The organism is Plastoroseomonas hellenica (assembly GCF_018129085.1).
GTDB classification, from domain to species: Bacteria; Pseudomonadota; Alphaproteobacteria; order Acetobacterales; family Acetobacteraceae; genus Plastoroseomonas; species Plastoroseomonas hellenica.
The window spans coordinates 55,212-67,356 of the sequence record NZ_JAAGBB010000001.1; the positions used below are offsets into that span (position 1 = coordinate 55,212).

Below are 12,145 nucleotides of genomic sequence, written 5' to 3' on the forward strand. Positions count from 1 at the left end.
TCAGGCCCTCGCGACGCTGCGCCAGCGCAGCAGACGCGCTTCCAGCGCGCGCAGCGCGACATTGAAGGTGAAGCCGATGATGCCGATCACCGCGGCGCCCATCAGCATCTGCGAGACCATGAAGAAGGTCCGCGCGTCGTTGATGAGGTAGCCGAGACCGGAATCGGCCGCGATGAACTCGGCCGCCACGATGACGAAGAAGGACAGGCCGAAGCCGAGCCTGAGCCCGGTGATGATCGCCGGCAGCGCCGCCGGCAGCACCACATGGCGGAACATGTCGGCGCGGCTGGCGCCGAGGCTCGACGCCGCGCGGATCAGCAGCGGGTCGACGTACTTGATGCCTTCCAGGGTCGTCGTGAAGATCGGGAAGAAGGCGGCATAGGTGATGAAGGCGATCTTCGACATCTCGCCGATGCCGAACCACAGCACCATCATCGGCAGGAAGGCGAGCGGCGGGATCGGGCGCAGGATCTCGATCATCGGCTCCACCAGCCGCTCCAGCGGACGCCAGGTGCCGACCGCGACGCCCATGAAGACGCCAGCGATCGCGGCCAGGATGAAGCCCTGGAAGACGCGGGAGAGGCTGGCCAGGATGTCGCGCTGCAGGTCGCCGCTGCGCACCGCGTCGATGCCGCTCTGCACCACCTCCATCGGTGTCGGCAGCAGCACCGGATTGAAGACCGGCAGCACCGTGCGGTTGCCGAGGCTCACCGCCAGCCAGAGGCCGAGGAAGATCAGGATGGAGAGGGTGGGCGCCCCCATGGCCACCAGCCGCGCCTTCAGGCCGGTTTGCGTGCTCATGCGCGCGGCCTCCAGGTCACATGGCTGGGATCGACCTGCTCCAGCAGGGTGGTGGAGATACCGGTGTCCGGGTTCGCCGGCGCCGGGATCCGGCGGATGCCGACCGCCCAGTCACTGGTAAAGGTGTAGGTGTTCACCAGTTCGGGGGAGATGGCGACCTCATAGCGGTTCGCCTCGGCCATCACTTCGAGCGGCTCGGGCGGAATGCGCAGCACCTGCTGCATGGCGGCCATGGCGCGCGGACGGTCGGCCCTGAACACGGCATCCGCCTTGATCAGCGCGCGCAGCAGCGCCTTCAGCGTGTTCGGCCGCGTCTCGATCCATTCCTGGGTCACCAGGATGGTGGAATGGGCGTAGAGCAGCTTGTCCCGCTCCGGCAGCACCTCGGGCGGGTTGGCGAAATGCAGCCGGCCGCCAGTGATGTAGAGCGAGCCACCCATGGTCGTCAGCCGGTGCAGGAAGGGCTGCCAGGCGAGCAGCATGTCGACATCCCGCCGCGCGGCGGCGACCACGCCCTCGCTCGGGTTCATGTTGATCATGCGGATCTTGGTGTGGTCGAAGCCAAAGCGCTGGGCGAGCTTCACCAGCATCAGGGGGCTGTTGTTGCCCTGGGTGAAGGCGCAGCGCTTGCCCTCCAGCTCCCGCGGATGGGCGATGGTGACGCCCGGCGCCAGCACCAGGCCCTGCGTGTCGGAAATGTCCGCGAGCCCGGCCAGGATCTTCACCGGCATGTTCTGCGCGGCCAGCGCGATCTGGCCGAAGGGCGAGCCGACGCCGATCGGGAAGCCGCTGCCCATGACGGTCAGCACCTCGCCGCCCGAGGATTGCCAGCGGAAGGTGACGTCGATCCCTTCCTCGCGGAACAGCCCATAATGCTGCGCGACCGCGAGCTGCATGCCGAGCTGCGGATCGCGCACGCCAAGGAACTCGAACTCCCGAACCTCCGGCGCCTCGGCCGCACGACCGAGCGACGGCAGCAACGCGGGAGCCGCGAGCGCGCCGAGCAGAAGGCGCCGGGAGAGGTCGTGCCGCGCCACCACCGTCACGCCGCCGGATGCCAGGTGGCAAGGCCGGGATCGACCAACTCGGCGATCCTGGTGGTGAAGCAGTTCTCCGCCGGCGGCGGTGCCGGCACGCGGCCGATGCTCATCGCCCATTCGCTCTGGAAGCGGTGGCTGGCGATCAGCGCCGGGCTGATGCCGAGCGCGTATTTGTTCGCATTCACCATCACCTCCAGCGCCGGCCCGTCCACACGCAGCACGCGCTGCAGCGCCGTCATGGCGCGCGGCCGGTCCTGGGCCAGGATGGTGTTGGCCGCGACCAGCGCCTTCAGCAGCGCCGCCAGGGCATTCGGCCTGGTGTCGATCCACTCCTGCGACGCCATCAGGGTGGAGTGGTTGAACAGCAGCAGGTCATCGGCCGGGCGCGGCTCCGCCTGGCCATTCACATACAATGTCGCACCCGTGCAGTAGAGCGTGCCGCCCATGGCGACCAGGCGATAGAGGTTGGGCTGCCAGCCCATCAGCCCCTGCACGTCGCCGCGGGAGGCTGCGACGATGCCCTCGCTCTGGTTCATGTTAACGAGCTGCACCTTGGTCGCATCGAAGCCGAACATGCTGGCGAGCTTGGCCAGCAGCACGACCTGCGAGTTGCCCTGGGTGAAGGCGATGCGCTTGCCTTCCAGCTCCCGCGGATGCGACAGGCGTACGCCGGGGCTCAGCACGAAGCCCTGCGTCTCCGCGATGTCGGCGAGCGCCGAGATGGTGCGGATCGGCAGGCGCTGGCCGCCGAAGACCACCTGGGTGAAGCTGCCGCCGACGCCGATATGGGCCGAGCCACCGCCCATGATGGTCAGCGTATCGGCGGCTGACTGTGTCCAGCGCAGATTCACCGTGATCCCCTGCTCACGGAACAGATTGAATTCCGAGGCGATGGCGAGTTGGGCGCCGAGTTGCGGGTCGCGCACGCCGATGACTTCGAGGTTCGTCGTCTCGAGTGCGGCGGAAGCCGTGCGCGCCAACATCGGCGTGGCGAGGCCGGCAGCAGCAAGGGTGCCGATGGCGGCGCGGCGGGTGATCATGGGCTTGCTCATCTCCGGGTCCTTCAGGCGGCTGCGCGCATGCGGGCACGGCTCTTCATCAGGGGCTGGATGCGGGTGCCGAACTGCTCCATGCCGATGACGAAGTCGTCGAATGTGAGCATCACGCCGCGCAGGCCGGGGATCTCGGCCATCTCGTCGAGCATCCGCGCGACCGTGGCGTAGGAGCCGACGAAGACCCCCTGGTTGGTGGGGAAGTTGTCGCTGTTCTGCTTCATGCGGTTCGCGGTGGCGTAGGGATCGCTGCTGACATCGGCGCCGGCCTGAGCGTTGCGGAAGGCCAGCGCCTCCAGGTCGACGCCGTCGCAATAATGTTGCCACTTGGCCATCGCGGCGTCGTCGGTCTCATCGGCGACGATCATCTGCATGACCAGCGCGCCGACATCACGGCCGGTCGCCTGGGCGGCCTCCACCAGGCGCGCGATGCTGGCCGCCACGCGCTGCGGCTGGTTCACGCCGAAGCCCACGCAGAAATTGTAGTCGCCGTATTCGGCCGCGAAGCCCGTGCCCTTCTCGCTCTGCGCCGCGCAGATGATCGGAATGCGCGCGGTCGGCTGCGGCAGCAGGCGGCAATCATCCATCTGGAAGAATCGGCCCTTGAAGTCGGACTGCCCGCTCTCCCAGAGCTCGCGCATGATGGCGACGTATTCGGCGCAGAACTGGTAGCGATGGGCGAAGTGCTCGGCGCCAGGCCAGATGCCCATCTGGGCGTATTCGGCCTTCTGCCAACCGGAGACGATGTTCACGCCGAAGCGGCCGGGGGCGATGCTGTCGATCGTCACCGCCATGCGCGCCGCGATCGGCGGCGGCATAGTCAGCACGGCGATCGAAGCGAAGAGCTTGATGCGCGTGGTGACCGAGGCGAGGCCGGCCATCAGCGTGAAGCTTTCCAGCCCGTAGTCCCAGAATTCGCTGGGTCCGCCGAAGCCGTGCAGCTTGATCATCGAGAGCGCGAAGTCGAGCCCGTAGCCTTCGGCCTTCTGCACGATGGTGCGGTTCAGCTCGAAGCTCGGCTTGTACTGGGGCGAGGTGGTCGAGGTGATCCAGCCATTGTTGTTGATGGGGATGAAGACGCCGACGTCCATCGCGAAGCACCCTGAAATGGCGGTTCGCCTTGTACACAAGCAATCCCTATGCCAAATGCCGCGATGCAGCATCGGCGGCCGCCGACCAGGCGGCACCATCGGACGCGGCAGCCTAAGGCGCGGGCAGCCGCATCATTTGCTGGCGATGAGCTGGCGGTCTGCGTCAGCCGCCGCTGAAGGGGGCAGGCGTCCGGTCGATGCGCGGACCACCAGCGCGGCGGGCAGGGAAAGGCGCTGCGGTGCGGCCGCGATGCCGGCCATCCGCGCGCGCAGCAGACGCACCGCATGCTGCACCATCGCCTCGATCGGCTGTCGCACCGTGGTCAGGTCGAAGGCGGTCCAGGACGCCATGGCGATGTCGTCGTAGCCGACGATCCAGACGGCGCCCGGCACCGCGATCCCGGCGGCGCGGGCGGCATCGCGCGCACCGAGGGCCAGCACGTCATTGGCGCAGAACACCGCATCCGGCCGATCGGCGAGCGCCAGCAGCCGCTGCATCCCCGTGGCACCCGCCGCATAGGTGAAGGCGTCCACGCGCACCGTCGCCGGCGCGGGCCCGCCGCCGCAGCCTTCCAGGAAGCCGGTCTCGCGATTCCGGATGGTGCTGGGCAGCAGGGGGCCGCTCAGCAGGCCGATGCGGCGTCGGCCGGCATCGCGAAAATAGGCCGCGACGATACGGCCGCCGGCGTGGTTGTCGCTCTCCACCTGGTCGCAGGGCCAGCCTTCCACCGTGCGGTTCACCAGCACCACCGGCAGGCGCTGCGCGATCTCCTCATAGAGCGCGGTCGAGGCCTGGGTCGCCGAGGTGAAGATGATGCCATCGACCATGCCCTGGCGGGCGGCATCGGCCGCCGCCCCCTCATCGGTCTCGTCCGAGTTCCAGACGATCATGCGCAGCCCCGCCTGGCGCAGTTCGCGCCCCAGGAGCTGCAGCATTTCCGGATAGATCGGGTTGTGCAGCCGCGCCGTCACCACGCCGATATTGCCGCTGCGGCTGGTGCGCATGGCGCGGGCAGCGGCGTTCGGCACATAGGCCAGGTCCCGCGCCGCCGCCTGCACGCGGCGGCGGATTTCCTCGGTCACCCCTGGATGGCCGGAGAGTGCGCGGGAGACGGTGGACTGGGAAACCCCGGCCCGGTGGGCGACGTCGCGACTGGTGGCCATGGCGATACGTATTCATCCGGCGCACAAACTGCAAGCAATCGACGCTTGCACCAAAGAATACGTATTCATGTCCGTACAGATGGCCGGACGCAGGCGGCCAGGGGGAGAAACGCCATGAAGATCGCCGCCATCGAAGCCTTTCCGATCAGCGTGCCCGTGCCGCCGGACCGGCAGGTCACGCTCGGCATCGGCCGGCAGGTGAAGCGCGACGCAGTCGTGGTGAAGGTCGCGACCGCGGACGGCATCATCGGCTGGGGCGAAAGCCATCATGGCCGCGCGCATCTGGCGATCGCCCAGCTCATCAACACCACGCTCCGCGACCTCGCCCTCGGCATGGATGCGACCGACGTCGTCGGCATCTGGGCGAAAATCTACAAGTTCCAGCTCGGCAGCCACGGTATGGGCGCGGCCTGCGCCATGGCGATGAGCGGCCTCGACACCGCGCTCTGGGATATTCGCGGCAAGGCGGTGGGCTGGCCGCTCTACAAGCTGCTCGGCGGCGCCTCCCGTGCCATCCCAGCCTATGCCGGCGGCATCTCGCTTGGCTACCAGGAGCCGGCCTCGCTGGTCGAGGAGGTGCGGCAGTTCATCGCGCAGGGCTTCACCGCGGTGAAGCTACGCATGGGCGACAGCCCGGAGCGGGACGTCGCGCGGATCGAAGCGGTGCGCGCCGCCTTCCCGGACCTCGTCATCCTCACCGATGCCAATACCGGCTACTCCGTCCGCGACGCGCGCCAGATCCTGCCCGCCTTCGCCGCCGCGCGCGTCGGCTGGCTGGAAGAGCCTTTCCCCGCACATGACCATCGCAGCTACCGCGAGGCGCGGCTGCTGGCGCCGTCCGTGCCGCTGGCGGCGGGCGAGAACCACTACACCCGCTTCGAATTCCATCGCCTGATCGAGGATGGCAACGTCACCATCCTGCAGCCCGACGTTTCGAAGACCGGCGGCGTCACCGAGACGATGCGCATCGCCGCCATGGCCTCGGCCTGGAAGCTACCGATCCACTGCCATTCCAGCGCCGGCATCTGCATGGCGGCGACGCTGCATGTCATGAGCGCGATCGAGAATCCCGGCTATTTCGAGGCCGATTGCGCGCCCGACAACCCGTTGCGCGAAGACCTCGTGGCACCGGTCTACCGCATGGCCGCTGACGGCACTGTGCGGCCGAATGACGGTCCCGGCCTCGGCATCGAGGTCAATGAGGAGCTGCTGCGCCGCTACCCCGGCGTCTCCGGCCCCGGTTACGTCTGACGGGGGACCGTCACAACAGAAGCGGGAGGAAACGCGCATGTTCGAGATCACTCGCCGTCATGTCCTGGCGGCACCTGCCCTGCTTGCCGCCTCCGGCGCCACAGCGCAGGGTTTTCCCGGCCGCGAGATCCGGATGATCATCCCCTGGGCGGCCGGCGGCGGCACCGACATCATCGGCCGCCGCCTGCAGCCGCTGCTGGCGGCACAAGGACTGCAGGTCGTCGTCGACAATGCGCCGGGCGGCAGCAGCGTCGTCGGCATGCAGCGCGTCGCCGCGGCACGCCCGGACGGCTATACGATCGGCCTCGCTTCCACCAGCATTCTCGCGCTGATGGCCTCGGGCACCATAGCGCTGCGCAACGAGCAGTTCGACAACATGGTGCGCATCTCCGAAGATCCGATGTTGCTGCTGGTCTCCGCGCATTCGCCCTGGCGCGACCTTCCCGCCTATCTCTCCGCCTTCCGCGAGAAACGGGGTGGCATGAGCATCGGCGTCTCCGGCACGCGCGGCACCGTCAGCCACATCTTCTCCGTCGTCCTCGCAAAGGCGCTGGGTCAGGAATACATCTTCTCCGGCTATCCCGGTGGCTCGCGCGCCATCGCCGATTTGCTGGGCGGCCATATCGACTCGGTGATCCTGAAGCCGAACGAGACCATGCCGCAGATCCGCGAAGGCCAGCTGCGCCCGCTCGCCACCTTCGCGCCGCAGCGCCTGCCGCTGCTGCCCGACCTGCCCACCTTCCAGGACGCCGGCATCGACGTCTTCCCCTATGGGCCGATCACCCAGATGACCTATCTCGCGGGGCCGGCGGGCATGCCGTCGGCGATCGCCGCGCGCATCAATGGCGGCTTTCGTCAGGCAGTGCTGTCCGCCGAGTTCCAGGCCTTTGCGGCCGAGAACGGGTTCCCGGCCGATGGGCTGTCCGGCGCGGAATTCAGCAAGCTGTGCAGCGATGTGCAGACGGCGATGCTGGCCGTCGGCAACACCCTCGGCGTCTTCAACCCGGAGTGACGCCCAGCGGTGCCGGGCGGGTTCAGTCGCGCCAGGGATGGCGCGACCAGAGCTCGCGATAGCGGACATCGAGCGCGTTCAGCTCATCGGCGAAGGCGTCCGGGCCAAGGAAGCGGAGCGGCAGGTTCTGCTGCACGGCCTGTGCCTGGAATTCCGGGTTCTCCACGGTGCGCTGCACGGCGAGCGCCAGCCGGGCCAGCACCGGCGCTGGCACGCCGGCCGGCGCCGCCATGCCGCGCATCGAGCCTTCCACCACGTCATAGCCGAGCTCCCGCAATGTCGGCAGCTCGGGCGCCAGCGCCCAGCGCGTCGCGCCCATCTGAACCAGCGGGCGCATGGTGCCCTGCCGCCAGTCGGTGATGCAGTCGCCGAGATTGGTGCAGGCGACCGGGATCGTGCCGGAGGCAAGGTTCTGCTTGATCTGCGCCGACCCCGCATAGGGGATGTGGATCATCTTGATGCCCGCGGCGCGTTCCAGCGCCAGCATGGCGAGGTGATCGTCGGAGCCGACGCCGGTGGTGCCATAGCCGATCGTCTCCGGCCGGCGCCTCGCGTCATCGATCAGGTCGGCCAGCGTCTGGTACGGGCTGTTCGCGAGCACCCAGAGCCCATCCGGGTCGTCCACGATGTTTGCGATCGGCGCGAAGTCGCGCAGCGCGAAGCGGGCACGGCGCTCGATCGGGATGGTCGTGATGTGCGGCGTGTTGATGAAGCCTATGGTGTAGCCATCCGGCCGAGCGCGAGCGAGCTCGGCAAAGCCGATCTCGCCGCTGGCACCTGGCCGGTTCAGCACCACGATCGACTGGCCGAGGTCGCGTTCCATGAAGCGGCCGATCAGCCGCGCGGCGATATCGGTGCCGCCGCCGGCCGAGAAGGCGACGATCATCGAGATCGGCCGGTCCGGCTGCCAGCCGGCCGTCGCCTGGGCGAGGGCAGCGCGCCGGAGGCCGGCAAGCGGCGCCAGCGCGCCGAGGGCGAGAAGGCTGCGGCGATGGGGCATGATGTTTCCTCCGATGGTCCGCGCTCTTTGGCCGACGCTGACCGCAGCATTATCGATAATGAATTCCCTGCATAGCGCCGAAGCTGCCGCGGATGGGACGCGCCTGCGCGGTGGACCGGTTTCTTGACCCTGATCTGATTGTCGATAGTTTCTCGATGCGAAGCGCTGCGGCAGGGCAAGAAGTCTGCCGGTGTGGAGGAAGCGATGAAGGTCAAGGCGTTCGAGACGCTGCAATGCGATGCCGGCTGGCGCATCTTCTCCTTCCTGAAGATCGAGACCGATGTCGGCATCACCGGCTGGTCCGAATTCAACGAAAGCTTCGGCAGCCCCGGCCTGCGCGGCGCCATCGAGACCTTGATGCAGCCGGTCATCGGCATGGACCCGCACCAGATTGAGCTGGTCAATGCCGTGCTCGGCTCCCGCTCGGTGCAGTCCCGCGGCGGCATCGCCCGCCAGGCGATCGGCGCCATCGAGAACGCGCTGCTCGATATCAAGGGCAAGGATCTCGGCGTTCCCGTCTATCAGCTTTTTGGCGGCGCGCTGCGCGACCGCCTGCCGGTCTACTGGTCGCATTGCGGGTCCTACCGCCTGCGCAACCCGGACATCCTGGGGGTGAAGCCGGTGCGTACCTACGACGACCTCGCCGAGGTCGGCGCAGAGGTGCGGGCGAAAGGTTTCCGGGCGTTGAAGACCAACACCGCGCTTGAGGTCGGTGATCATGTCGAGCAGTACCGACCGGGCTTCCTGGTCGGCCGCGGCTTCCCGGAGCGCAACTGGGACCGTCACATCGCGCGTTCCGCCGCGAAGACGATCGAGGCCTTCCGCGCCGGCGCCGGCGAGGAGATGGGCATCATGCTCGATCTCAACTTCCACTTCCGCACCGAAGGCTTCCGCTGGGTCGGCGACGCGCTGGGCGACCTCGATCTCACCTGGCTCGAGCTCGACATCCATGACGCGAATGCGCTGGCGCTGCTGCGCCGCGACCTGCGCTGCCCCTTGGCCTCCGGCGAGACCTTGCTGGAACGGCGCGACTTCAAGCCGTATTTCGAGAAGGATGCGATGGACGTCGCGATCGTCGACGTGATCTGGAACGGCTTCAACGAGTCGCTGAAGATCGCGGCGATGGCGGATGCTTATGACATCAACGTCGCCCCGCATAATTTCTACGGCCATCTGGCCAGCGCGATCAGCGCGCATTTCTCCGCTGCGGTCCCCAATTTCCGCATCATGGAAACCGATATCGACAGCGTGCCCTGGCGCGATGAATACGTGATGGCGCCACCGGTGATCGAGAATGGCGACTTCCTGCTGCCGAAGGGGCCAGGCTGGGGCGTCGAGGTGAACGAAGCGGCGATCCGCGCCCGCCCGCCGAAGACGCTGCGCACCACCGTCTGATCAGGGAGGCCTGGCCCAGTTGTCCAGGCCACGCTTCCGCAACCATCGGGCCTGGTGCGCGTTATCTCCGCATGAAGTTCGGCAACCGCATGGCAATCGCCGGCGTCGTCGCCGGCATCGCGGTGGCCTTGGCCGCCTGCGACGGGCCACCCCAGCAATCGCGCCGTCCGGACCGGCCGCCCAGGCAGGCCAGCGGCAACGTCATCCCGCCGCCATCCGGCATCGATCCAGGCATCCATGCACCGATGCCGCCCACCGCCGGGCATCCAATGCCGGTGATCCCGCCCCCCGGCGCGCCTGGTGGCGATCCCCGCGTGACGCCGCGCTGATCCAATCTTGCGGGGGCTAGGCGGTCGGGCGTCAACGGCTTCGACGGCCGGTCTGCTCCATGCTCACCAATGGCCGATATCCCTCCAAGGCGCTGCTTTCGCCACCGGCTGCGGACGCTGGGCAGGGTTGAGCCCGGCGCCATGGCGGTGGATGCTGCACTGCGGTGAGATGGCGACCCTCATCGACCGCCGGTGCCGATGGGCGAACGGGGACCGAGAGACGGATGCAGGCCGCAGACACGCCAACCGCCAACACGCAGACCGAGGTGCCGCCGCGCTTCTCCCACCAGCAGATCCTCCAGGTGCTGAGCGGCATACTGCTCTGCATCTTCCTCGCGGCGATCGACCAGACGGTGGTGATTCCGGCGGTACCGGCGATCGCCGCTGATCTCAACGGCTTCAGTCACCTGGCCTGGATCGTCTCCGCCTATCTCCTGACCTCCACGGCGATGACGCCGATCTACGGCAAGCTCTCCGACATCTATGGCCGGCGGAAGCTGCTGCTGATCGCGCTGGCGATCTTCGCCGTCGCCTCCGTGTTCTGCGCCATGGCGCAGAGCCTCGGCCAGCTCATTGCCGCCCGCGCCCTGCAGGGGATCGGCGGCGCCGGGCTGATGGCCATGGCCCAGGCGGCGATCGCCGATGTGGTGAGCCCGCGCGAGCGCGGCCGCTACCAGGGTTACATGGCCTCCACCTGGGGCATCGCCTCGGTCGCGGGGCCAATCATTGGCGGCTGGGCGACGGAGGCGCTGTCCTGGCGGTGGATCTTCTGGATCAATCTGCCGATTGCGCTGATCGCGATGGTGCTGTGCGACCGTGCGCTACGGGTGCTGCAGCCGCCCGCACGGCGGGCGCGGATCGATTGGATGGGTGCGGGGTTGCTGACCGCGGCGATCACCTGCTGGCTGCTGATGCTGAGCTGGGGCGGGGTCGAGATGCCCTGGACCGCGCCATCGATCCTGACGCTCGGGGCCGGTGGGCTGGTGCTGATCCTGCTGCTGGCTCGGCAGGAGCGGCGCTTCCCGGAGCCGCTGTTGCCGCCACGGCTGTTCACCAATGCGGTCTTCGTGCGCGGCGTGATCATCGCCTTCTTCGCGGCACTGGCGTTGTTCGGCGGCAGTTTCCTGCTGCCGCTGTTCTTCCAGCTCGTGCGGGGCGTGGATGCGGCTGCTTCCGGCGCGCTGGTGGTGCCCTTCCTGGCCGCGAACTGCGCGGGCGCCTGGGCCGCCGGGGCGCTGTCGCGCCGGCGCGGCAAGATGAAGGGGATCATGGTGGCCGGGCTGTCGGGCTGCCTGGTCGGTTTCGCGCTGCTCTCGCTCATCGATGCCGCGACGCCGGGCTTCGTCCTGGTGGTCTTCCAGCTCGTGCTCGGCTTCGGCATCGGCATGGTGATGCCGAGCTGCCTGGTCAGCGTGCAGAACGCCGCCGACCGGCGCGATGTCGGCGCCGCCACCGGATCGGTGCTGTTCCTGCGTTCGATGGGCGGGGCCTTCGGCAGCACGCTGGTCGGCGCCCTGCTGGCCAGCGGCTTTGCGGCGCGCCTCGCCGAGATCGGCATCACCGCGCGCATCGACCTCGGCGAGGTGCGCCAGCATGGCGGTGCGTTGACGGGCGTCGCGCCCGCGATGCTGCCGCAGGTGCAGGCGGCGTTGGCCGGCGCCTTCCACCTCGCTTTCCTGGCCTGCGCGGTCGCGATGGTCGCCGCGCTGGTCGTGGCTTTCGGCATGCGCGACCTGCCGCTGCGCACCGCTTCGGCGAACGAGCCGCCGCCGGAGCCCGCGACGGTGGCGCATTGAGGCCAGGAATGGCCCGGACGCTCGTCCGCTGATGGCGCCGCCTCTGCGCGGAGGCGTTGTCCGGCAGCCCGTGCCTTGGTTTTCGGCATATTGCGCGTTCGCGCGGCGATGAGCCGCCTGCCACTGCACCAGTTGGCAATTTTCCGCCTGCCCTCGCCATTGTCCCCGGTCCTGGGCCGTCGATAGCCTCTTCGCTGTCCGGACGGCTGGAGGA

General features: G+C 68.3%; 11 protein-coding genes. 5 read left to right on the top strand and 6 right to left on the bottom strand.

Translation table 11 applies throughout. The features are described 5' to 3' along the window. From GXW71_RS00175 to GXW71_RS00195, 5 genes are read right to left on the bottom strand one after another with little or no spacing between them, the layout of a single operon-like run. Positions 1-801: an ABC transporter permease gene (locus tag GXW71_RS00175; RefSeq protein ID WP_211850249.1), complete on the bottom strand. Its 801-nt coding sequence runs from the start codon at positions 799-801 to the stop codon at positions 1-3. Then, on the bottom strand, positions 798-1,847 hold the full coding sequence (locus GXW71_RS00180; protein WP_211850250.1) for an ABC transporter substrate-binding protein: 1,050 nt from the start codon (positions 1,845-1,847) through the stop codon (positions 798-800). Before GXW71_RS00180 ends, GXW71_RS00175 begins: the two co-directional genes overlap by 4 nt. Then, complete coding sequence (locus tag GXW71_RS00185; RefSeq protein ID WP_211850251.1) at positions 1,844-2,893, bottom strand: ABC transporter substrate-binding protein; 1,050 nt, start codon at positions 2,891-2,893, stop codon at positions 1,844-1,846. The genes GXW71_RS00180 and GXW71_RS00185 overlap by 4 nt, the downstream gene beginning before the upstream one ends. Before the next feature lie 11 nt (positions 2,894-2,904). Then, the gene (rutA, locus tag GXW71_RS00190; RefSeq protein WP_246526161.1) at positions 2,905-4,056 is read right to left on the bottom strand and encodes a pyrimidine utilization protein A; all 1,152 of its coding nucleotides are present in this window, start codon (positions 4,054-4,056) and stop codon (positions 2,905-2,907) included. Positions 4,057-4,116: 60 nt separating this feature from the next. After that, the gene (locus tag GXW71_RS00195; protein ID WP_211850252.1) at positions 4,117-5,148 is read right to left on the bottom strand and encodes a LacI family DNA-binding transcriptional regulator; all 1,032 of its coding nucleotides are present in this window, start codon (positions 5,146-5,148) and stop codon (positions 4,117-4,119) included. A gap of 114 nt (positions 5,149-5,262) precedes the next feature. On the opposite strand from GXW71_RS00195, the gene GXW71_RS00200 reads away from it, so the two are divergent. After that, positions 5,263-6,399, top strand: a complete 1,137-nt coding sequence (locus GXW71_RS00200; protein WP_211850253.1) for a mandelate racemase/muconate lactonizing enzyme family protein — start codon at positions 5,263-5,265, stop codon at positions 6,397-6,399. Between the two features lie 37 nt (positions 6,400-6,436). Next, a complete protein-coding gene (locus GXW71_RS00205; protein ID WP_211850254.1) occupies positions 6,437-7,411 on the top strand; it encodes a Bug family tripartite tricarboxylate transporter substrate binding protein in 975 nt (324 codons plus the stop codon). 22 nt (positions 7,412-7,433) lie between these two features. Here GXW71_RS00205 and GXW71_RS00210 read toward each other — a convergent pair whose 3' ends face one another. Beyond that, positions 7,434-8,411: a tripartite tricarboxylate transporter substrate binding protein gene (locus tag GXW71_RS00210; protein ID WP_211850255.1), complete on the bottom strand. Its 978-nt coding sequence runs from the start codon at positions 8,409-8,411 to the stop codon at positions 7,434-7,436. 204 nt (positions 8,412-8,615) lie between these two features. Between GXW71_RS00210 and GXW71_RS00215 the strand changes: the two genes are divergently transcribed. From GXW71_RS00215 to GXW71_RS00225, 3 genes are all read left to right on the top strand, one after another. Then, entirely contained in the window at positions 8,616-9,806 is a 1,191-nt protein-coding gene (locus GXW71_RS00215) for a mandelate racemase/muconate lactonizing enzyme family protein (RefSeq protein WP_211850256.1), read from the top strand. An 89-nt stretch (positions 9,807-9,895) separates the two neighbouring features. Next, a complete protein-coding gene (locus tag GXW71_RS00220; protein WP_211850257.1) occupies positions 9,896-10,135 on the top strand; it encodes a hypothetical protein in 240 nt (79 codons plus the stop codon). 224 nt (positions 10,136-10,359) lie between these two features. Further along, a complete protein-coding gene (locus GXW71_RS00225) occupies positions 10,360-11,931 on the top strand; it encodes an MDR family MFS transporter (RefSeq protein ID WP_211850258.1) in 1,572 nt (523 codons plus the stop codon). Positions 11,932-12,145: the final 214 nt, after the last annotated feature.

Bases quoted from the DNA above. Each gene is read 5' to 3' on its own strand.
- GXW71_RS00205 (WP_211850254.1), top strand. From the start codon at position 6,437: ATGTTCGAGATCACTCGCCGTCATGTCCTGGCGGCACCTGCCCTGCTT.
- GXW71_RS00175 (WP_211850249.1), bottom strand. From the start codon at position 801: ATGAGCACGCAAACCGGCCTGAAGGCGCGGCTGGTGGCCATGGGGGCG.
- GXW71_RS00225 (WP_211850258.1), top strand. From the start codon at position 10,360: ATGCAGGCCGCAGACACGCCAACCGCCAACACGCAGACCGAGGTGCCG.
- GXW71_RS00185 (WP_211850251.1), bottom strand. From the start codon at position 2,893: ATGAGCAAGCCCATGATCACCCGCCGCGCCGCCATCGGCACCCTTGCT.
- GXW71_RS00220 (WP_211850257.1), top strand. From the start codon at position 9,896: ATGGCAATCGCCGGCGTCGTCGCCGGCATCGCGGTGGCCTTGGCCGCC.
- GXW71_RS00215 (WP_211850256.1), top strand. From the start codon at position 8,616: ATGAAGGTCAAGGCGTTCGAGACGCTGCAATGCGATGCCGGCTGGCGC.
- rutA (WP_246526161.1), bottom strand. From the start codon at position 4,056: ATGCTGCATCGCGGCATTTGGCATAGGGATTGCTTGTGTACAAGGCGA.
- GXW71_RS00195 (WP_211850252.1), bottom strand. From the start codon at position 5,148: ATGGCCACCAGTCGCGACGTCGCCCACCGGGCCGGGGTTTCCCAGTCC.
- GXW71_RS00210 (WP_211850255.1), bottom strand. From the start codon at position 8,411: ATGCCCCATCGCCGCAGCCTTCTCGCCCTCGGCGCGCTGGCGCCGCTT.
- GXW71_RS00200 (WP_211850253.1), top strand. From the start codon at position 5,263: ATGAAGATCGCCGCCATCGAAGCCTTTCCGATCAGCGTGCCCGTGCCG.